This window comes from Nocardia thailandica NBRC 100428 (assembly GCF_000308795.1).
In the GTDB taxonomy this organism is placed as follows: domain Bacteria; phylum Actinomycetota; class Actinomycetes; order Mycobacteriales; family Mycobacteriaceae; genus Nocardia; species Nocardia thailandica.
Genome location: NZ_BAGK01000310.1, coordinates 34,837 through 55,537 on the forward strand (window position 1 = coordinate 34,837; position 20,701 = coordinate 55,537).

Genomic DNA, 20,701 nt, shown 5'->3' on the forward strand with positions numbered 1-20,701 from the left:
CGCGATACGAGGGCCGCACCAGCGACCGCAGCGCGACGCCGATCTCCCGCCGGATGCGAACGTGCTCACACCACAGGGAGACCAGCAGAAGCACGAACGATGTACCGCCCGACCGCCTCGGCCCGAAGCGCACATACTAGGAATAGCCGCGGCCGTGATCGATCATCGTGGATGAACCGCGCAGCTGCCGAGGCACGGGGACATCCGCTCGTCAGCAAACAACGTCCGATAAGGAACTGAAATGAGCACGCCGCCCGCAGCCTGGGCTGTACCAGGCACCACCGTATTCGAGCTGCATCGATCAAGCCGCGACTACAGTGTCAAGAAGACCACCCCGACCACCGTCGACCGCATCGAGAGCGACCGCATCGTCCTCGGCGACGGCGCCTGCTACTACCTCAGCGAGGCCACCGATATCGAGCCGGTCACCTACCTGCGCGACGACCCCGCCAACACCGGATGGTACTTCATGCTCGTCGGACCCGACCACCCATCGGCGCCGCGATGACCAGCAACGACCAACCCAACCACACTGGCCAGTCCAGAGCCCCCGCCGCCGAGACCACCGACCGGGGAGACCGCGGCCGGATGGGACCGCCGGCCGTGCAGCCCTGCGGGGGTTGCCCGTACCGCCGCGATGTCCCTAGCGGGGTGTGGGCGGCCGAGGAGTACGCGAAGCTGCGCGCCTACGACAACGACACCGCCGAGCAGCCGGGCAAGCTGTTCCAATGCCACCTCCACGACAGTGATGCCGCCACAGCGCGGCTGTGCGGAGGATGGGTGGGCTGTCACCAACCCCACCTACTCGCCCTGCGCGTGGCCGTGTTCGACGGCCGCATCAGCGCCGAGACCGCGCAAGCGTGCGAGACCTACCGGTCACGGGTGCCGTTGTTTGCCTCCGGCGCCGAAGCCGCCTAGCACGGGATGGCCGAGATCGACAACCCGGGCCCGGCCGCGCAGCGCCTGGCCGCCAAGATCGCCCGCGCCCGCACCGACCTTTCCGAGGCACAGCGGTGACCGACACCGGCACACAGCACACCGGCGGCGATCGGGGCGCGGCCGAGCTCAAGGACAACCTCAACCGCGTCATTCGGCTGAGCGGTGAAACGAGCGTGAGTGGCTGCAGTTCGTGTCGTGGGGATCGCTCACGGGCTACCAGTGCTGCCCGCGCCCGACTCGACTCCCTGGCCGCTCACTCGCTCTGCACCTGGTCGTGACCTGGCTGAGCTCTGGGACACCATCGCCGGGCTACGTCAACGCGATATCCGCCTCGACGACGCCACGGTCGTGGTTGACTCCCTGCCTCTAAGTCGAGCTGCCCGCCACCGGTGCGCCCGCGCCTGCCCGGTCGCCGCGGTACACCGCTTCGCCACCGTGTTCGCCCGAAGCGACCCGCACCCCGGCCACATCTACCTCCACCACACCCTCACCTGAACGCCGCCGAGCCTGTAGTCGGGCTGCTGCCCAAAGGGGTTGATAGCCGCTGCTGACAACCTCGCTCGTCGGCTCGGTACCGAACTCGCCGCACAGCGGCGGTCGGTGCTGTGGCTCGACCCGGCCGTCGACACCGCCCGAAGGACTGCCGGTGCTCGGGCAGGTCGTGACCGAGTTGTTGGTGGTGATCGATAACGCCGAAGCACGAGTGCCCCAGGTGAGTAGGTCGCTGACCGAGCTGGCCAACCTGGGGCGGGGACCGGCCAGCCAAGGTCCTGCTGCTCGGCGCGGCACTCGAATCGCTGTGGGGCGCTGCGGCGGTCAACGCCTGGAACGCCCGGCGAGCCGCGGTCGGCAAATGGATGAGGGAGGCGGGCCCGGAGTGGCGGGCTGACTCGTCGTAGGGAGCGTCCGGATCACGCAGTGGCCGACGTGTTCCTCTACTGCGGAGTGCTCGGGCCACGCTCGGGGGCGGCTGGGACCTCGGTTGGCTCGCCGACGAGACCGTGGGTTGATGTCCACTCGGGGCTTGTCGGCGTTCCTGCATGAGCCATCGACACCGGACGCAGCGACGACCGCGGCTCGACGCCAACGCGGGCAACAGCTTCGGTCGAACCTGCACTACTCACTTCGAGACAGAACCAAAGACTGGAACACCCATCGCGCCAGGGTGACTTTCTCGTGAAAGTGGCCGGACACCCGCATCGATGGCGAGGTTGTGCACGTCGTCTGCTGCACCGTCTTATCACCGACATCCGGACGAAAACCGGGCAGGAGGTGAGCTGTCGACGCTGGTCATGTCGACGGCTCTACCAGCAGAAACGCGCGTAATTGACTGTTGTCGCGTCGCTGAGTAATATCAGCCGCGATCGGGCACAGGTGTGCCCGATGAAGCCCTGGTCTCGGCGGACCGGGGCTTTTTTCGTGTCCAGAAGCCCCCGCACGTGCGGGGGCTTTCTTCGTCTGGAGGTGCCGAGTGTCCATTTCGACGGGGTTGGCAGTCGTGGTCGGTGGCGGGTGGGCAACGATCGCGGTGGTCGTTGGGATCGCGCTGCTACGTGCCCGCAGAGAGGATGTGCCGAAGGTTGTGGAACTCGTGGGAGACGTTGTCGGCCGATGCTTGCGCGTCTCGACGCGACCCGAGCACGCTCGCTTGCGGACCAATGCCAACTCCGAACGGGCAGATCGATGAGCGGCCGTGGTCGTCGTCGTAGCGACGCCCTGAGCAGTCGGGTCGCGAACACCGTGCTGGTTCAGCAAGTCAGCGATGAGCCGTTGCAGGGATGGCTGCGACCAGGAGACGGCGCGGCAGTGCGCCTGCTACTGCAGCCCGAAATCCTCAATGCCATCGAAGAACTCGCGCAGAGCCCCGAAATGGCTCACCTCTGTCACGAGGATCGGTATAAGAGGTCCGCGGTCGAGGTGGTGCGACGGTGCAGTGAGGCATTCGCCAGCGCGGATCCCGAGACGATGGCGGCGGCGCGGGAAGTGCATTACGGCGCTATCCGGGTCACGCGCAACCTCGACCACTACCCCGAATTCAGGAGAAAGATCCTGGCGTACGTGCGTGGCGATGTGGTGGCAGGGGTCCGGTTCTGTGCCAAGTGTGGTTCGGAGCTGTCCCAGAGTGGTCGGGGACGACCGCGGAAATACTGTGGTGAGAAGTGTCGTAAGCAGGTCCACGGTAGGCGACTTCGCAAAGACGGCGCTTAGACAGAGGTCCTGGATCATCACCCCGGACACCGGAACCGCAGATGGTACGTGGCGCACGGACGGTTGCCCGCCCGTCGCGTCCGCCGGTAGAGAAGGGCCCGCTGCCTTGGCGGCGCACCACCGTGGGCCCTTCAACCGGCAGGACACGGACAACACAGGCATCCGCAGGGCAGCTGTGCGCCAGGCCTACGACCTCAAACAGTTGGGCGCCGTTGAGCACCTAGCAGAGGCGGCCGAGGTTGGGCGGCTGGTGTCGAAGGCGGCGGGGCCGTGATGCCATGTGCTGGCCTGTCGAGATGCGCTCTGCGGGTCCTTTGGGGATGGTCTGGCGCCGAGCCGGAAGCGGGAGGTCATGCTGGGCGGATTGCACTGATGCGGTGGCTGCCGTCGGGAAGGGCTGTGGTGGTGAAGGTCATGGTTGCCAGCAGTTCCGGGCCTTTGCTGGGCCATTGATCGCGTATCGGCACCTCGTAGGTGTCGGTGCTGGTCGGGGTGGTGGTGAGGCAGTAGCGGGTGCCGGCCGGGAGGCTGTCGATCCCGGCCTGCAACTGGCTTCGGGTCGACACATCAGCCGAGTCGGTGATGACTGCGTGGTCGGCCTCGGCCACCCGGGACGTAGTAGTCGTAGTCGACCTGGGATTGTAGAGAGGCCGCCGAAACCCTTTCGCGAAGGAAGCGCCTGAACCGACCTGAGACTGCCGCACGCCACCGCGCCCACGACGTCGGCCGCGACCTCGACGACCTCCTCACCGCCCTCGAAGCCCGCATGCGCCGTCAACCACGACATCGGCTCGAACGACACCGAATAGCCCACGAGACGGCTCGACCCGGTGGCCGGGATTGTCGCTGGAGATGAGATGACGTCCGTCCCAACGGGGGAGTGGCGGTGGGTGGGCAGGTCGGTCGAACTTGCCTACGGAACCTGTCAGTCGAGGTCGGTCCATGACCATGAGGCAGCTGGAATGAGTTCATTGGCCGGTTCCGGACCGAAGCGGAACTCTTCCCGCGCACCAGGCACATTGCGCTGTACACCTTGAACGGCCCCGCAGCCGCGCATCGTCTGATCAGCACCGAACTCTGATGCTGCGCGCCGACCTCCCGAAGCTGGTGGAGAAGCCAGGTCACCGCGAGAGGGTGGTTGAGGGGAACACGCTTGGCGGGGTCGCGGTCGAGCAGTGCCTGGGTCTGCTCGTCCGCCCCCGACAGCCTGCAACTCGCGCAGCAGCACGGTCACCTCAGACGGGTTGTCGAGGCAGATGCCGGCGACAGCCTGATTTATTGGCCGCTCGTCGTCCGGCAATATGACTCTCAGTCGAAGCAGCCGGGATCGGGCTTCAAATCGCCAGTCTCGTAGACAACCACCCGAATGCCCCAGAAGGTTCACCGAGATCCGGGACGACTTGCTGCAGGCGCTGGAGGTAGTTGCGCGACAGGCCGTCAAGTCCAGTCAGCCACTTTCTCCCGCAGCGCGAGATCATCTGCGGGAAATCTGGAACATCGTCGGGTGAGGAATTGGGAGCCGGCGGTCACATCAGTCTCAGCGCAACAGCCGCGCCTGGAGGGATCGGCATGCAAGCGGGTCCCGGGGCAGGCCCCATGCCCGGGCATAGCCCAGGTAGGCAGCGTCCTGCGGAGCCGTCGGCCTGCGGCCATCCCGACGACGATCCCAGCGAAGACGATGCGGGTGAACACGAGGGCTTTGGTGGTGGTGGACATCTGGTGTATCCCATTCGCTTGTCTGGGTCGATTGGTGCGGAGGCCGGGAAACTGAGTCCCGGCCTTAGGTTTCAGCCGCTGTGGTCGGTCAAGGACGCCGCAGGAACTCTCCGCCACGGCAGCCCGGCGCGACGTCGGTGATCGAGCCGGATCCGAGTTCGGATGGCCGCGACGGTTCGGGTCCACCTCGAAGCCGAGGCCACAGTCCAGGCGGACGATGCCGGCGGGCCAGTAGTCGGTGTCGGTGGTGACTACGCCCTTGACCCCGCCGACTATCGGGAGGCTGCGGTCGATTTCGGCACACGATCCGGCGATCTTGCAAGCGGTCAGCTCCGAGCCCGGTCCCTCGTAGATTCGCTTCAACCGTTCAACGCGGCTGCGCGTTGCGCACGAGCGTGTGCGGGCCGGGTTCGTACACTGCGCTGGTGAGTTCCGGTGTATCGGCTGAGCATCCTGCTGGTTTCGAGTTCAATTTCAGCTATTGGTTCGACTGCGACTGCGGTCGACGCGTCGAGGTCACGGCCGCCGAGTATGAACAGCAATGCGGCGGGGACGAGGAGTCATACCCTGTGTGTGAGTGCGGGGACAGCATCGACATCTCCGCAGCATGCCCTGCCCTTCGCGACCTCGATGACATCGACTGTCACGATGATCAGGTGGCCCGGCACCTCTGGTACCACACCAGTCCATACCAGGACTGGCCGTCTCCGAGGTATCGGAGTGACATCGCGGCGATGATCAAGCGCTCCTTGCTATCGCCCTCCGAGCACGAGAGCGCAATCGAGGGACGAACCTCGCTGGCCCTTCATCTGGGAACCTATGCCGCAGCAGTCGAGAACATGCTGCGACGCATGCGGGATCAGCCCTCGCCCACAGATCGGTACTGGCTTCATCAGGTCCAGATCCAACTCGGTGCGTCCGATCTGGCGCCAGGAGTCCGTGGCGAATTGAGCACATGGTTCGGAGAGGTGCCGATGACGGCGCTGACTGACCTTGGCGCGCGGGCGGTGCGCTACGTCAACACCCATGAGTCACCCGGGTCGATCTCACTGGCAATCGACGCGACGGTGATCGTGCATGTGCGGACCATCCCGCTCCCGCCCGCGGCGCTGCCCGCCGCCGAGGCAGGCGAGCAGGCCGTGGGGCGAGCCGTCGCTGCACTAGCGGCGGCACAACAGTGCCGACCCGACACCACCGGAATCCCCGAAGACGAGATCTTCGAATCGGAGTTGGACCTCACCATGGCACAGATTCGCGGCCGCATTGTTGACGACGAGGCAATACAACGCGCAAGCAAGGTCGCCTCGCAGTTCGAGGAGTCTCGTAATCAGGAACGTGAGGCCCTGTCGAGCCTGACCGCCGAACTCGCGGAAATTTATCTACCCGACGTCAATCCGCAACTGCGCGCTCGCGTGGACGGTGCCATCGCCGACGGCGACGAACTCCCGCCCGGCGAATATCACCTGCGGTTGCGTGAGCTTGCTGCTCTGATCGCGCAGCCACACGAGGTCATCAGGTACTTCGACAACACTCCCTGGCGGGACACTCGATCCGCCGAACTGCCCTAGATCGTAGGAACCCGAGCCGCTGAGCGGCCTTGATCACCCGAAGCACTGTCACCGCGTTCTGCGGGTAGAGCCGGTGCCCGCCCAGGGTGCGGTCTGGCTCGGCGAGCAGGTGGGCGCTCGGCCGCGAAGGTACACATCGCCCAGCACCCGGCGCGCATCCCGGCGCCGGACGGGGTCTTGGTGGAAGATCGCGATGAAGGCCGCGGCCGTGCGGATCAGCCCGTCTTGGCGGATCCACGTCCACAGCCCGCCCGCGCCGCTGGCGATGGCCCCAGCCAGCACGATTTCGGTCGTGGTCACGATCAGCTCCTCTGCACATGATGAGACAGTGCGGCGGCTGGCTGCCGCAGGCCGTTCGACATCGCGGACGCGCGCGTGGTATGGCACCGCACCAGCGTTCACATCAGTCTCAGCGCAACAGCGGCGCCGGGGGGTATCGGCATGGGCGCATCGGGCGATATCTGCCCGAACTTTCCCTCGACTGTTGTTGGGGCGGTGTACAGTGCGGAGCCGTCGACGGGGACCAGGAAGATGAGGGCCTCGCTGTCGGTGCCCACGACGCGGATGGGAAACGCCTCCGTTCGTCGGAACAGGCCGAGCTTGAGCTGTTGAGTGGTGGCGCCATGGTGTGATGCGGCGGCTGCGAAGTCACGTGCGAAGTCTCGTGCGACCATCGCGTCGAACAGAGGCCCTCGCCACCCCTTGACCGACCAGGAAAGCTCGGCGTCGGCAATGAGCCGGCGCGCTGGGAACTGCATTGTTAGCAGGGAGTAGTTCAGGTACGCGACGGCGCACGCCTGCTCGAAGACTGATTCACCTGGGGGTACCGCCGCCGGCAAGACATACCTGAGCAGTTCGTCTTCGGCCAGGGCTGGGACGCAATCCGGGCACACTCCACGTCCCCTCCAATGGGATGCGGTTGCGTCGGCGGTGAACCCGCCGCCAACCGAGACACCGCGGAACGTCACCTCATGCGCGGGATCCTGATAGGTACAGGTCGGCGTCCCACATCGAACGCAGCGCATGTCGGCTTTGTTGCCGCAGCCGCAGTATTTGGCCACGGTATCGAGCTTATCGGGTCGCTACCGCGACCACCCGTGCACGACCGAACAGCCAAGCGGCGGGTAATCGTCGCGATGTAACAGGGGCTCAGGCCGCGTCGAGAACTCGGGCATGGAGACCTCATCAGTATCGCGAAGGCCATCGCGGCTCCGTCAGGTCGAGCATCCCGATTTGGCCGACACCCTGGTGCACCTCGTCGCCCGCGAACGTACGCCGCACCATTCGGTGCCCGAGGACATTAAGGTGATGAGCCCTGTCGAGCGCCTGGCCGCGATCCTGCGCCAGGGGAGCATCAATCCGTTTCCCACGTTCACAGATCATCCGGCCGTGTGTATGACGGAGTGCTCAGGGGCGGGGCTGGAGTTCCTGATCGGACGGCGTGGCTATCGGCCGGTTGATGTTCGACCCGCAAGCGGTGTTCGCCGCGGGCGGCGGTCCGGTCTGGTATGTCCGCGACGAGGACATGGACGAGCTTGCGACGTCACGGCTGCGTCGGTGGGCGGTCCGGCTGGGCGAGAACTCGGATTGGCTCGAAGAGCGTGAGTGGCGTGTGCCTCGCGACCTCGTGAACGCGTCGGCGCCGTCGATCCCTCTGGCTGATCTTGGGCTCTTCGGCGTCATTGTCGGCGAGCGAAATTGGTGGTGCCCGGTGTCGGCCCGCAGTGTGGATGGAACCGAGCCGCCCTGGAGAGAGCAGTACGACGACGCCCTGCAGGGACCGCAGAAGCACTGGTGGGATCCGGAATCGGAGCAACTGATCTTGCTGTAGCCGCAGGCGCTTTCCAGAACACCAACATCAAACGGCCGTCGCACTGCGTCTGCCTTGAAGCGACTGCGGGGCACGGCAGGAATGCCGTGCCCCGCATCATTTCGACTGCACGAGCGGGTCAGTAGTTGGGAACGTACCCGCGCAGACCTTCGTCGTACGTCCACTTCTGGCCGCTGCCGTCGACATAACTGCTGGGGATCTCACGCCAGCAGTAGCCCGGGTGCGTTGTAGACGACCAGACCCCGCGCCCCTTCCCATCCTTTCGCCACTGGAACTGAAGGCACCCTCCGTCGTGAACTGCCTGGTTTGCGGCAGACTCGATCCCGTCAAGCGTCCCCTGGTCCTTCTGGACGCCTGCAGCGATCAAAGGGCTGAGGGTTTCAGCAACTCGGGCAGCCCCCCATGCTAAGGACTGGGTGTCGTTGAAGAGCGCTTCTGAACGTTGCTTGCTGTAGTACAGAGTGCAGTAGGTCGCGCCATCACAGTCCTTCCAACGGTCCTTGGTCGGATTGAACCCGCCAGCCGCGGCGTTTGCGTGCGCGGCCGATATCAGTCCAAGGGTGCTGACCGCCAGAGCCGCGAGACCGGCGGCGACCCGGCGCTTGACGCGGCCGCCACCTTGGGTATGGGACCCAGAGAACGTAGCGACCGGCGGAAACCTGCCGCTCCCGTCCTCCGATTCCGGTGTGGTCGTCGTTGAGGTTTCGATACGCAGATACACGAGAGATCTCCTCACTACGGGAGCGTGTAGGTCGTGTTCGCAGTGACCTCCAGCGTGTCCCGCGTCGTTTGCCTACCCTGCAACTAGGGTACGACAGGTATTTGGGACAGGCAATACTTTGGGACAGCCTGTCCCAATCCTGAGAGGTGGAACAGTGGACAGGAACGTGGTGCGTGGACTCGATCCGAAGCGGCCGAGGCGGATGAGTGCCGAGGATGTACGTAGGGAGATGCTCGCGACGGCAAGAGATCTCGTTCACGAGAACGGGCTCACTGTCAGCCTTCAGCACATCTCCATGGACTACATCGTGGCGGCAGCTGGAGTTGCACGCAGCGCGGCCTATCGGATCTGGCCACGCCGCGAAGAGTTCCTTGATGAGCTGCTCCTTCAGCTGGCCAGCGATCCAGAGTCGGCACCCTCGGTGCACGACCCAGAGACGCTGCACACTGCTTTGCGCACCCTCCGAGAAGCGCTCACTGCCGACCCGGAGCTGCTCAAAGATGCGGCTATGCGTCGGGCCATCGTCATAGAAATGTGCAGGAACGGCGCAAATGTTAACTACGACAACGTCGTACGCCGCCAGCACTGGCGGACATATATCGCGCTGTCGGCGACGGCGCTGTCCTACGCAGAGCCATTGGGCGCCAGGCTACAGGAAGCAATAGCCGTGAATGAGGCCAAATATGTGGCCAGCATGGCAAGGTTCTACGAGCTAGTCGGTGCCGTAGTCGGCCGACGGGTGCGTGAGGAGTTCAGCGCCACAGCTAACGGAGAGTCGGCTTTCGGCAAGGTCGCGGCGACAGGATCGGCGATGATGGAGGGCTTGGTTCTTCGCAGCATCACCACTCCTGACATCGGGTCGGTTCCTGATCTTGCAGAGTGGTTGCGAGTCTCCGATCCCTTCGGCACCGGCAATCCTCAGCCGTGGTCGGCCCCGGCCATCGCTTTCACCGGAATGTTCATGGCGATGACGGAGCCGGTTCCGCCTGATCAGTATCTGCTGTCGGATGTGGAAGCGCGGATCGAGGAAATCGAGGAATACATCCGTAGCCTGTCACAGTGACGGTCGGGGCATGCCCGCTCAATGGCTGTCAGCGCCCCACCGGGCGCTGTGCGGGCAGCGAGGTTCGAATTCCCAGCCTCCTTCCTGGGCAGGAACCCGCAGTTCCTTTCGGCCCGGCTACTGACATTCGAGTGACGAGACCTACTGACTCCGGTGACGAATCGGCAGGTCAACGCACTGACGAGCGGGTGAGGAGTCGCACATCCCGTGGGAAAACCTACTGACATGAGGTGGGAAGCGTGCTGCTCAGCGCACTGACATCCTGCCGGGAACTCGCAGCGAGCACAGACATCTGCGCAACTGTCCTGTCTCATTGAATCTGGTCAGGAGTCATGCGTTCGAACTGCGGTTTGGCCAGTTAAAGTGAGAAAAGTGAGGTGTTGGCGTGTCAGCGAACTGGCCAACGTGGAATTGGATCGGACGCGGCCTGGTCGGCGATCACGTGAAGTTGACCGCCAAGACTCTGGGTGTCCCGGAATGAAGGAAGTGACGGTGGTCCGACGTCAGCGCCGGGGTATCGGCAGCGAAGTCAGTTTCAGGCGAGCTGATTCGACGAGCGTTCGGTCCGCAGCTCGCCAACAACCTCCATCAGACGAACCGATGCGGCGGCGACCGTCTGGACATGCTCGGGACTGGCCGAAAGTCTTAGATGCAGCCGGTCGGGAGTCGGGGACTCCCCCTTTTCCTTCTCCGAACTACCGAGTACCGCCCACGGGCGGCCATGGGCATACCCCGAGCACAGGCGCCATAAGAACGCCACGTGCGGGAAATACCCATTATCTGCGGTGTACAGGACCGCCTCAGTACTGCTGTAGCCCTTCGCGATGTGGTCGCGCGGTATGCCCCGCCGGTCCGCAACCTCGAAGAGACTCGTCTTCCGAGCCTCAATGCCGTCGTACCCCGACCCCGCCAGCCTCGATAACGCGGTGTTCTGGTCGACGAAGTTCTTCATGTGCCACCGCAGCGCCCGCGAGACCCGTTCATCCCTGCGAGACGGGTGCAGGACCCAGAACGCCGCTGTCAGCGTTTCCAGCGCTCCCCGCGCAAGTGTGAACGGGGCCATCGTGTGTAGCAGCTGCCGCTCATGTATCAGCGTCTTCAGGGCATGGAGGTTGTCGACCGCGACATGCAGTGACGAGCCGACGCAAAACGAAACCTGATACGGCGCACTGGCCTTGTCGTCGCCAGCGATGCTTGATCGCGGATCGATCGCTAGGGACTCCTCGCTGTCGACAAGTTTCTGCCACCGATCAATCCTTGCCGACAAGTTCTCCCAGGTCGGCAACAGGTTCCGCTCTGCCGTTGGAGAGTGCCTTTCATCCACACGGCCATTTCATCATTTGAATACTCCGATCGGTACCTATCCGCGCCGTGACCGCTCTGATCACCGCTCGCCCCGTGGACATGCAAGGGCCTGCCGAGGCGGTAGGTGAGACCGGAGCTGTGCCGATCGGGGTGTCGCCGACTGCGGGAGATAACGACGAGGGCATCGCCGCAGGTCGGCAGGTTCGCTGCCCCAGCACCGTTCTGATCGGGGGTGACCCGGCCGATGATGGCACCCGCGACAAGCTCCTGCTCGACAACGAGACCGCCGGGCGGGTCCCGAGTCTGACCAGCAGTTACCTCACTGCGTTGTTGATCGCCTTAAACAGGGCAGTGACGCCAGTGCGTTCATCTGCGGTGAGATCTGTGACGTCGTGCGAGCTTAGCCAACGCACGAAGGCACGGGCCAACTTGTACTTCGAGAACCCCGAGATCTCCTTGGTGAAGATGTCGATGATCGGGCGACCGGCCTGCGACCCCGCCGTCGCAGTGACATCCCATCCCAGATTATGCTTCGCGACCTGGACCAGGGTTTCTCGAAGCAGGTCCTCGATCTCGGCGCGCGCGATGGTGCCGGCGCAGTAGTCCTTGGTGCGCAGGATCTGCTTGTTGGTGAGCAGGTGGACCAGCTCATCCTGCTGCGCCGCTCTGTCGCCTGCCTGGTCGGAGTCCAGCAGCGCCGCGACCTTGAGTTTCTGGCTGTGCAGAAGAGTGACGTAGTAGAGGACCTTGCTCGCGCTGGCCGCGGGCACCACCGCTACCGCGTTCTTCAGCCCTGCCCCATCGAGTGCGGTGTTGAGGGCCTCGACGTACATCATGTCGGTCATCCCCTCGCAGACGAGGTTTCGTGGCTGGCCGAACAGACTCTGGGCGAGCTCGTAGCCGAGCGCGGCCTGCAGCGGATACACCGACCGCGGGTCGTCGACCACCAACCTGGTGTGGACCTTGGTACCGGTCGAGCGATCCGTCATCTCGACGATGCGGACGAGATCGAGTTCATCGGTGCCGACCATGAACGGCGAGTGGGTCGTATAGATCACCTGATTGTCCTGTGCCAGGCGGGTGACCGTGCTGCGAAACTCCTGCTGCTTGAGCGCGTGCAGGCTCAGGCCGGGCTCGTCGAGCAGCAAGATCGCGTTCTTGAGTTCTCCTCGGGCCTGCGCTTTGAAGACCACGAAAAATGACACCAACCAGCGGAAACCCTCGCTGCGCTGGTCGAGCTCCACCTCGACGCCGAGGTCGTCGACAACGTTGACCTTCAGGTACTGGCCATCCGCGACGATCCGCAGCTCGACCTTGTCGTCACCCCAGACTTCACGAATGGACTTCGTGAGATCCACGCTGGCCGAGTTGAGAACGGCGTGACGCTGGTCGAGCTTGTGCTGGTAGTCCCTGAACGCCTGCTGGTACGCCTCGGAATCGCGGCCGCGGTCGTACGTAGCGGGATTGGGCTCCCCCGACGCGAGCGCGGAAAGCTGCTGTGCGGTCAAACCCAGGAGCTGGAGCAGACACAGGTTCCCGAAGTCGTACTCGGGATCGGTGTCGTCGGCAGCCTGCCGTGCAGCTAGCTGGGCGAGGTTGATCCGTGGTCGAACGGTGAAGTAAGTCGAGTAGTAGACGAACAGTGGCACTCGCTTATGCAGCACCCTTGCTGCCCTCAGAACGGCGTCGTAGTAGCCGACTGCCTCGCTCAGTCGGGCGTGGCGCTCCTCCTCTTTCGCGTTGCCCTCCTCGATGAGCAGAAAGGCTGTCTCGAGCCATGCATCGAAATCCACGGCCAGCTGGCCTGAGATCGCCGTAGTGACGGTGCAGCCCTTCATTAGGTCATCGAGCGCAGCAACCTCCGAGTCGCTCTCTTCCCGAGTCACCAGGTACGCACGAAGGCGCTTGAGATCCGCCTGGATCTCACCGAACCTTGAGAACCGCTTCGCGGAGCCGAGGCTCCACCCCCACCTGTTGTCGAGATAGCGCAAGCGAGTGTACTCAGTGACGTCGGTGGCCCCCGGTGCTTCTTCGAGGACGAGGTTCTTCTCCTCGTCGGTCAGTGTGAATGTCGCCTCCGCGACCAGGATCTCGCTGGGCTTCCGCTCACCGCGCTGGATCTCGATGTACCTGGCCCGCGGATAGTCTCGCAACGGCTCGAACTCGTCGGCATCTTCGGGAGCGTTGATCTGCTGCAGGGCCTTGAGTAGCGCAGTCTTTCCCGCCTCGTTGATCCCTACCAGCAGCGTCTTGCCGGGCTCGACCTCGAACTCTCCGCTGTCGTTGACTGGTCGGTAATCACGGATGCGTACTCGGCTCAGGCGCACAGCGGCCCTCTTTCATCGCGGTTTGTCCGCGCAATGCTAGTCCAGCAGCGCACCAGCTAACACAGGTTTCGGCAGCGGATAGCACCCAGCGACCCGATTACCAGCTCGGAATCTCCACCAGTACAGTCAGTTACGCCGATGCTGTCGATGGGACAGACTCCATGGCGCCGAGCGAGAGGGCTCGCGGCCGGGAACTACATGGGGCCAAGCCCGAGTGCGGTGCTTTCGGCGGCACTACCGAAAACCCGTTCCGGTCGGCGAGATAGTAGATAACCGAGGGTGAGCATGCTGGCGAACCGACTGACACCGAAACAGCGATCTCAGTCTTGGTCGCCGACCACCCACGTCGACTTCAGCGACCGGGTGCTGCCGTCGCCGAGATCCTCGCGGCAGGCGCATCGCTGGCCTGCCGCAGCCGCGATCCACCGTTCGGGTCCTGGATGGTCGCGTGGACGCGGCCACGGTCGGCGCGGTGATAACTGGGGACTCACGGTCGGTGGAAGAACTCTGTGCGTAGGCGTGTGATGAGTTCGGGGTAGTCCTGGCCGAAGACGAATGAGGCCCAGCGGATGGCTTCGAAGGCTTTGGTGGCGGGTTCGAGGTCGTCGTCGCTGCTGACGGTGTACATGTAGGCGGTTGCTGCGTCGAGTTGGGGGATCGTGTCGCCGTAGCCGCCGAAGCGGGCGACGACGGTGAGCGGGATGGCGGGATCGTCCTTGACGATCCGGCTCAGCTGGGAGGGGACGGCGAACCGGCGTGGGGGTGTGGTGTCGTTGTCTACGGCCTCCAGTGCTGCGCGGAAGTCGGCGAACTCGGTCAGCCCGGCCCGTTCGAAGGCGCGGCGGGTGCACCAGCGTGCCAGGGCACGTTGATGCGCGGGGCCGAGCGCGGCGACCTCGTCGACGAGGTCGCGGTCGAGGTCGGCGACGAAGGACGCGGTGTGACGTCGCCGTGGATCGGCATCCAGATACTCCGAGGGCGCTCGCCCGCCCCAGGTGCCGCGCGCTGCGTAGGTGGCACGTGCTTCGGAGCTGTCGGGGTCCACCTTGACCCATCCAATGTCAGGACCGCCGACATAGACCCGGCTGTCCAGTCGCGGTATCGGTTTACCCGCAAAGGTGTCGGGAGTGTGGTGGGCGGTATCGGTGCTGTGGAGTCGGGTGAGTTCACCGACAGTGTCGGTGGTGGGGGTGATCTGGATCAGGTATTCCTCGCGCGGGTCGGTGACGTCGCAGTCGTAGTGGGCGTCACGGCCGCGGGCGTGCACACGAACCCGGTACCGGCCGGCGGGGATGGGTGCGAACGCTGGTGCCAGGTCCCCTTCGAGGGTCGTCACGTACAGGGGTGCGGCGGTTTCGATCACGGTCTCCTCAGCCACGTCCCATTCGTCGAGGTCGGTGTCGGCCGCTGGTGACGGGTCGAGGGTCAAGGTCACCGGGCCCCGGGCGATCCCTGTCAGCACGGACACGAATCCGGGACCGGTCCAGATCAGGGTTCCTTCGGCTGTGACGTCGGTGGTAACGGTGTCACCGGAGGTCAGCAGGAACTGGTGGTGATCGACCTGGACGGTCCCGGTTTCGGTCATCGTCTACTCCTTGTCGGTTACAGGCCCTTCACGTAGAAGGTGTCGCCGTCGTGGACGCGGTTCTTCACACAAGACCAGCTCAGGATCCCACTTCCACGCATGTTGTCGCGGCCGGGCATCATGCACATGCTGATCCCGTTGGAGGCGAAGTATCCGACTGGGATGCCCAGGACGGTGACCCAGCCGGGCAAGGTTTGGCGGCAGGGGTCGTCGACGGTGTAGCCGTATGTGCGGGCCGGGCCGCCGCCTCCACCTTCGAGCGTGGATGCGAAGGGGTACTCGTCGCACTGCTGGGGGTTCTGGACTGGCGAGGTCGCGTATGTAACTGTCGCCGGTTTCAACGTGAACCGGGCTCTGCGCCGCTGCCGGGATGGTGAAACGCTAGTCCGAACCCTCGTCGCGGGGACCAAACGGTTGGCTCTTGATCGCGACCTCATCTTGTACATATCTGAGCAGATCGGCGGCCGTTGGTTCACGCCCCAGTCGCTCTCGTAGCACTGCGGGCCCTTGAATGAACCCGACCATCATCACCTGCATCTGGTGGGTTCGTGCATGTGCATCATCGAATGCGTCCCTGGGCGTCAGCGGCTCGTAGTCGTCGGATAGTTTGTCGGGGTTCATACCCATCCCCAGCACACGAAGCAGTTCGATCGCCCGCAGTGCCCGAACACCGTGTTCGAACATCTCGATGAATCCGAAGTCGCCGTAGAATGGTACGGGATCATGCATCGGGTCCGGGCCACGTGGTGCTAGCCCCGATTGCCTCGGCGTCACGTGGAGTGATTCGCTGTGGGCCTTGTAGTCGATCGGCTCAAAGTCGTCGTTTGCGAACGGCTCCACCCCACGGTCTTGCAAGCGCTCGCGAACCTTTACCGGCCAGTACTTCTTCCGCCTCAGGTTCTCGTCGCCAGCGAGCCATTCCTGCGCATTGCCGGGACTCGCCGCGAAGTCCAGCAACAGACACTCGATCTCCATGACGTCGCGCATCGCATCGGCTGCGACCCCCTGGTAGCCGGAAAGGGTGGCTTCAAGCGCAGTCTGGAAGTCCGCCCTGACACGCTCGACCAAGAACGCCACGCCTGCAATCGCAGGTATTTCCGCGTAGGCCTTCTTGGCGGCCCGGAGGTAGGTAAAAAGCTGCTCAAGACCACGGAGGCGCGCTCCCTCAAGGAGGCGCGCAAGCCGCTCGGACCGCCGTTGCTCTGCAAGGATCAGAGCTTGCGCGAGAAGCGGCCTCGACTCCTTCAGATTCGGGAGCAGTTCGGAGTAACCAGAGGTGTCGGCCACGAGTAAACCCTAACCTCATGGGCGGACGACTGGTGACAACTCGTTTTCACTGTCGCGTGTTGCCGGAGGAAGGAGTCCAGCCGGCGGGTGAGCGGAACCGAGGATGCTGCACGAGCGCGTGGCCCGAACCCGCCGATCCGGACGGGGCGTTGTTCCGGCCGCTGGGCCGCACTGGACTGCCGCAGGACGCGCGGTTGGCGGACCGCCAGATCGCCCGCGTCATCGCCACCCGCGGCGCCGCCGCCGGATACCCCGGCCTGAAAGGTTACTCCCTGCGCGCCGGCGCGGGCACCGAGGCGTTCGACCGCGGCAACCCCCTCGAAGACGTCGTGGCGTTGGGCCGGTGGGCCAACCCCGCCACCGCCCTGTCCTACGACCGCAACCGCCAATGACGCTCCGGCCGCGTCGACCTCGGCCTATAGAGAATCAACCTGACACGAGCAGCCTGGGGCGGCAGCTACCGACCTCCGACAGTCTTCTGAAAACCGTCGCAAGTCTGGCGTGGTGTTCGGCGCCGAGGGTCGGTTCGTACAGCGCGATCGTCTGCTCAAGTCGGCCCGCCGACTCGTAGGCGTAGGCGAGGTTTGTTGCGGGCGGCCAGCGCGGGCTGGCCGCCGCGCCTCCCATCGGTTGCTCACTCGCGGTGTGGAAAGTGATCCAGCAGATAGAGCGCGATGTACGTCATCATCCCCAGTCGCATTCGCGCTTCCCTGGCGTTGGAGCGCCCCGGGTGCGCTCCGTTCGTGTGGCAGATCTCCCAGAATCCCTCCACCAGCTGGCCACCGTCGTGGTGCTCCAGAGGTTCGCCGCGCATGCTGTCGACGTACTTCACACCCTGCGCAGGTTGACCTTTCACGAGGGACTGCAGCGCTGAACGTCCTTGCCCGGCCTTGGTCGCTGTGAAGCCTGTGTGATGTGTCGCCAAGCTCATCAGCAGTGACTCGAGTGCTGTACGTGTGCGGCTGTTCGCGGCTTCGTACTCGTTGTTCCGCAGAGCGCGTACCGCGCTGTTGTAGTTTTCGAGTGCCTCGGTATAGCCGCGGTCAGCGAGTTCGGTGGTCAACGCGGTGATCTCGTCTGTCAAAGGTACCGCGCTCGATCCGGTGGGGAGGAGCCGAGGTTCGCCGTCGGCCGGCAGATCCAGTTCGTAGCCGTCACTGCGCAGGGACTCGAGCAGCGGCTCGATCTTGATCCGAAAGCTAGCGCCGGGGATGAGGTTGTGACTACCCCGGCGACGCAACCACAAGGTGATGAATTCGATGACCGCAGTGTGTGCGTCTGTGCCACCTTTCGCCGCCTTCCTCTGCGCTTTGAGGAGGGGTTGTAGGAGGAGTTCGCTCTTGTTCTGGGCGGAATCGAGGTGCGAGTCGGATAGACCGGACACGTCGAATACGTTCGACTGCAGGAGCAGTTCGCGCAGGATCGTAGTCGAGAGCTGGCTGGCCAGCGGGATGAGGTGTCCCAGCGTGGCGGTGGAGATCGTGTCCATGGCAGCCCAGTTTGCCCGAAAGTTAGTGCAACGACACGAAGTCGGGTGGGTCGCCACGCGGACGAGAAGGCGCAAGCAAGCTGCTGCGCGTGCCAGCATCGATGCATGAGACCGCTTCGGAAGACCACGCTGACCCGGATCCGGGATTCCATCGACAACACACTGGAGCGCGGTGCTGGCAGTATGGCGCCCGTTGTCGCCCATGGATCGTCTGCGCCGAGAAGGCTGAAGGAGCTGGAGATCCGCCAGTTAGAGGCGGATCGACAGTTGGTCCAGGCCGCGCTCGATGCAGATGACGAGAGTCTCGTGACGGGCGACCAGCTTTTGGACCTGGCTCGCCGGTACACCGAGGTCCGCACTGCCACCATCACCGAAGTCCCGAGCGGCAACTTGATCGCGACGGTCGAGGTCGCTCGCCGATGAATGGCATGCACAGGAAATCGCGAAAGCGAGATCCGGGCGGCGGCAGAGTCGGAAGATCGTCAATGATCGTGGGGACAACTGGGGCGCTGGAGGAGTCATCCATCCCCAAGGATGACGCCGGGTAGCCGATCACTGTTTGACCACCGTGCTCGCCGCACTGGAAAGCCAGCGCCGCCACCAGATCACCATCGACCTCGACGACCCGGCCGAGGACGACCTGTACTTCGTGCTCACCGACGCGTTGCAAGAGTGGGCCGCCCGCCGGCGCGAGGGGGCCGAGCACGACCTGCCCGACAGCCAGCTCGCGCGGGCCGAAACCGCCGAGCGGCTGCTCGCCCGCATCGGAGAACGCGCGGCAGACGCGATGATCGACAACCAGACAGGACCACGATGATGGACGCCCTCGACCCGCCGCCGAACCGCGCACCCGCTGCCTGCCTGGCTGCGGCGGGCGCGCCGGTGACCGACCGGACGGGGCGTTGTTGCGGCCGCTGGGCCGCACCGGGCTGCCGCAGGACGGGCGGCTGTCGGACCGCCAGATCGCCCGCGTCATCGCCACCCGCGGCGCCGCCGCCGGATACCCCGACCTGAAAGGTTACTCCCTACGCGTCGGCGCGGGCACCGAAGCCTTCGACCGCGGCAACCCCCTCGAAGACGTCATGGCGTTGGGTCGCTGGGCCAACCCCGCCACCGCCCTGTCCTACGATCGAAACCGCCAACGATGCTCCGCCCGCGTCGACCCCGGGCTGTAGAAAGTCCACCAGGAGCTGAGGCATGTCACTTGCGGCTTGCTCGTACCTCGATGGCGTCCATGAACAGGTCGAGCGCGATGTCGAACTGGTCTTCCTCGTCCACTTCGGCCAGGTACGGGGCGACCGCGGCGATGTTGGGGTATTGAGCCGGGGGCAGGGCGAGATATTCGCGGCTCCAGGCGTCGCGGTCCCTGGCCATGGCTTCTGCGGGTAAGGCCATCAGCGTGGCTTCCATGGAGGCGTAGGCCAGCGCGATTTCGACCAGCGCCCGGTAGCACGATGCGGCTTCGCGGCCTCGCAGGCCCGCTTGCCGCAGGGCGCCGAGGACGATTTCGGCGCCCTCGAATTCTGATGCCCGGCGGGTGGTGCGACCGGAAACAACTACCGCGACCTGCGGGAGCGCGTGGCAGGCGAGCCTCACACGCTGCGCCAGGCCTTTGAGCGTGGCTCGCCAGTCGCTGCTCACTTCGACACCGGCGAGCGCTTCGGTCATCAGCCGATCGGCCAGGGCCAGCATCAGATCGTCCTTGCCGCGGAAGTGCCGCAAGACCGCGGTGTGGTCGACGCCGAGTTCTGTGCCGAGCCGCCGGAACGTGAGGGCATCGGACCCGTCGGCCTCGATGATTCCCATCGCCACCTCGATGATCCGATCCGGGGTGAGACCGCCGCGTGGTGCGCGTTTCCGGGTTGTGGCGGCAGGGCTGGTTGGCAGCGCGAGATCACCCACTGGGGCGAATACCAGGACACCCTCGCGATGCTCACAGCACTGGGCACCCAACCGGAGCAGCCTGACAACACCAGCAGCAGTCAGACATAGGCCAAACGCCACCGCCGCTTCGCCGCTGACATCGCGGCCCGGCCTCACCAACGATCAGCTGCGACTACGCCATATCCGTTGGTTTTCGGCGGTCGCGCCGGACATCCAGCTGCAGCTCGACCTGAAGGCCGGTGCTGCACGCAACGTTGCGGAAATCCACTGGTACAAGCTAGATTTCGTCAACTCGAGGCTACTCTGGGTTCCCGGCTTCATCACTTCAATGAACGGGATCGAACCATGAACGCGAGACCAAGAATGGGATCGGGTCGGTGTGGTTTTGACCGAACGAGCACGCCCGACGCTGAACGAAGGCTTCCACTTGAAAATGAAAAAGAATCGGGTGCTCTATGTTGCGTGCACCCGAGCTCGGTGGGAAACCGTTGAGATCCGCAAGGCTGTCGCAACGTCGGTCCTGGAATAACCGTACACCGCAGCCGGACAAGTCGGGGCGCTGCGGTGCCGGAGCGCGGATTTGCTCGGCGAACTGTGCCCCGAACGGATCCTGGCGGTCGGCGAGTCCCAGTCGGGCATGTTCCTGACCACCTACGTCAACGCCGTCACGCACCTCGCCGAGATCTTCGGCGGGTATCTGGTGCACTCGCGGTTCGGCCCCGCCGCACCGCTGGGCGGGCGTTCGGTCCTGGACTCCGACACTGTCGCTTGCCTGCCC

20 protein-coding genes and 2 pseudogenes are annotated in these 20,701 nt (G+C 64.6%); 10 read left to right on the forward strand and 12 right to left on the reverse strand.

Annotated features, from left to right (window positions below):
• Positions 1-241: 241 nt before the first annotated feature.
• Together ON36_RS31590 and ON36_RS33205 are read left to right on the forward strand one after the other, a co-directional pair.
• A complete protein-coding gene (locus ON36_RS31590; protein WP_043661466.1) occupies positions 242-508 on the forward strand; it encodes a hypothetical protein in 267 nt (88 codons plus the stop codon).
• Positions 505-918 (forward strand): DUF6283 family protein, encoded by a 414-nt coding sequence (locus ON36_RS33205; protein WP_245558286.1) that lies wholly within the window; start codon positions 505-507, stop codon positions 916-918. The genes ON36_RS31590 and ON36_RS33205 overlap by 4 nt, the downstream gene beginning before the upstream one ends.
• Before the next feature lie 2,579 nt (positions 919-3,497).
• On the opposite strand, the gene ON36_RS31600 is transcribed toward ON36_RS33205, so the two are convergent.
• Positions 3,498-3,755 (reverse strand): DUF8176 domain-containing protein, encoded by a 258-nt coding sequence (locus ON36_RS31600; RefSeq protein ID WP_043661468.1) that lies wholly within the window; start codon positions 3,753-3,755, stop codon positions 3,498-3,500.
• A gap of 1,533 nt (positions 3,756-5,288) precedes the next feature.
• On the opposite strand from ON36_RS31600, the gene ON36_RS31605 reads away from it, so the two are divergent.
• Complete coding sequence (locus tag ON36_RS31605) at positions 5,289-6,431, forward strand: hypothetical protein (RefSeq protein WP_043661470.1); 1,143 nt, start codon at positions 5,289-5,291, stop codon at positions 6,429-6,431.
• Positions 6,432-6,479: 48 nt separating this feature from the next.
• On the opposite strand, the gene ON36_RS35235 is transcribed toward ON36_RS31605, so the two are convergent.
• A complete protein-coding gene (locus ON36_RS35235; protein WP_157225121.1) occupies positions 6,480-6,731 on the reverse strand; it encodes a hypothetical protein in 252 nt (83 codons plus the stop codon).
• A 98-nt stretch (positions 6,732-6,829) separates the two neighbouring features.
• On the reverse strand, positions 6,830-7,492 hold the full coding sequence (locus ON36_RS31615) for a hypothetical protein (protein ID WP_157225122.1): 663 nt from the start codon (positions 7,490-7,492) through the stop codon (positions 6,830-6,832).
• 398 nt (positions 7,493-7,890) lie between these two features.
• On the opposite strand from ON36_RS31615, the gene ON36_RS31620 reads away from it, so the two are divergent.
• On the forward strand, positions 7,891-8,262 hold the full coding sequence (locus ON36_RS31620) for a hypothetical protein (RefSeq protein WP_157225123.1): 372 nt from the start codon (positions 7,891-7,893) through the stop codon (positions 8,260-8,262).
• A gap of 118 nt (positions 8,263-8,380) precedes the next feature.
• Here ON36_RS31620 and ON36_RS35240 read toward each other — a convergent pair whose 3' ends face one another.
• The gene (locus ON36_RS35240) at positions 8,381-8,983 is read right to left on the reverse strand and encodes a hypothetical protein (protein ID WP_157225124.1); all 603 of its coding nucleotides are present in this window, start codon (positions 8,981-8,983) and stop codon (positions 8,381-8,383) included.
• Between the two features lie 154 nt (positions 8,984-9,137).
• Between ON36_RS35240 and ON36_RS31625 the strand changes: the two genes are divergently transcribed.
• Complete coding sequence (locus ON36_RS31625; RefSeq protein ID WP_157225125.1) at positions 9,138-10,046, forward strand: hypothetical protein; 909 nt, start codon at positions 9,138-9,140, stop codon at positions 10,044-10,046.
• 535 nt (positions 10,047-10,581) lie between these two features.
• On the opposite strand, the gene ON36_RS33210 is transcribed toward ON36_RS31625, so the two are convergent.
• The 6 genes and pseudogenes from ON36_RS33210 to ON36_RS31645 all read right to left on the reverse strand — a co-directional run bounded on the left by ON36_RS33210 (position 10,582) and on the right by ON36_RS31645 (position 16,550).
• Complete coding sequence (locus ON36_RS33210) at positions 10,582-11,370, reverse strand: hypothetical protein (protein ID WP_052314597.1); 789 nt, start codon at positions 11,368-11,370, stop codon at positions 10,582-10,584.
• A gap of 295 nt (positions 11,371-11,665) precedes the next feature.
• Positions 11,666-13,678 carry an AAA family ATPase gene (locus ON36_RS31635; protein WP_043661482.1) on the reverse strand — a complete coding sequence of 671 codons (2,013 nt, stop codon included), beginning with the start codon at positions 13,676-13,678 and terminating at the stop codon, positions 11,666-11,668.
• Positions 13,679-14,165: 487 nt separating this feature from the next.
• Positions 14,166-15,263 carry a hypothetical protein gene (locus tag ON36_RS31640; RefSeq protein WP_043661483.1) on the reverse strand — a complete coding sequence of 366 codons (1,098 nt, stop codon included), beginning with the start codon at positions 15,261-15,263 and terminating at the stop codon, positions 14,166-14,168.
• A gap of 17 nt (positions 15,264-15,280) precedes the next feature.
• Positions 15,281-15,454 (reverse strand): hypothetical protein, encoded by a 174-nt coding sequence (locus tag ON36_RS36515; protein WP_245558287.1) that lies wholly within the window; start codon positions 15,452-15,454, stop codon positions 15,281-15,283.
• Positions 15,455-15,517: 63 nt separating this feature from the next.
• Positions 15,518-15,709: pseudogene (locus ON36_RS37095) on the reverse strand (NucA/NucB deoxyribonuclease domain-containing protein); the annotation flags it as partial.
• Positions 15,645-16,550, reverse strand: a complete 906-nt coding sequence (locus ON36_RS31645) for a hypothetical protein (protein WP_043661486.1) — start codon at positions 16,548-16,550, stop codon at positions 15,645-15,647. The gene ON36_RS31645 and the pseudogene ON36_RS37095, both read right to left, overlap by 65 nt.
• Positions 16,551-16,744: 194 nt before the next feature.
• On the opposite strand from ON36_RS31645, the gene ON36_RS31650 reads away from it, so the two are divergent.
• Entirely contained in the window at positions 16,745-16,942 is a 198-nt protein-coding gene (locus ON36_RS31650) for a site-specific integrase (protein ID WP_157225127.1), read from the forward strand.
• A 242-nt stretch (positions 16,943-17,184) separates the two neighbouring features.
• Here ON36_RS31650 and ON36_RS31655 read toward each other — a convergent pair whose 3' ends face one another.
• Positions 17,185-18,039, reverse strand: coding sequence for a hypothetical protein (locus ON36_RS31655; protein WP_043661490.1), 855 nt, complete (start codon positions 18,037-18,039; stop codon positions 17,185-17,187).
• Positions 18,040-18,144: 105 nt separating this feature from the next.
• Between ON36_RS31655 and ON36_RS31660 the strand changes: the two genes are divergently transcribed.
• The 3 genes from ON36_RS31660 (at position 18,145) to ON36_RS34375 (ending at position 19,214) form a co-directional block, all read left to right on the forward strand.
• Positions 18,145-18,462, forward strand: a complete 318-nt coding sequence (locus ON36_RS31660) for a hypothetical protein (RefSeq protein WP_043661493.1) — start codon at positions 18,145-18,147, stop codon at positions 18,460-18,462.
• 136 nt (positions 18,463-18,598) lie between these two features.
• Positions 18,599-18,856, forward strand: coding sequence for a hypothetical protein (locus ON36_RS34370; protein ID WP_043661496.1), 258 nt, complete (start codon positions 18,599-18,601; stop codon positions 18,854-18,856).
• Between the two features lie 85 nt (positions 18,857-18,941).
• The gene (locus tag ON36_RS34375) at positions 18,942-19,214 is read left to right on the forward strand and encodes a site-specific integrase (RefSeq protein ID WP_157225128.1); all 273 of its coding nucleotides are present in this window, start codon (positions 18,942-18,944) and stop codon (positions 19,212-19,214) included.
• Positions 19,215-19,239: 25 nt separating this feature from the next.
• Here ON36_RS34375 and ON36_RS31675 read toward each other — a convergent pair whose 3' ends face one another.
• Complete coding sequence (locus tag ON36_RS31675; protein WP_281004933.1) at positions 19,240-19,941, reverse strand: TetR/AcrR family transcriptional regulator; 702 nt, start codon at positions 19,939-19,941, stop codon at positions 19,240-19,242.
• Positions 19,942-20,503: 562 nt separating this feature from the next.
• Here ON36_RS31675 and ON36_RS37005 point away from each other — a divergent pair.
• Positions 20,504-20,605: pseudogene (locus tag ON36_RS37005) on the forward strand (alpha/beta hydrolase domain-containing protein); the annotation flags it as partial.
• Between the last annotated feature and the right edge of the window lie 96 nt (positions 20,606-20,701).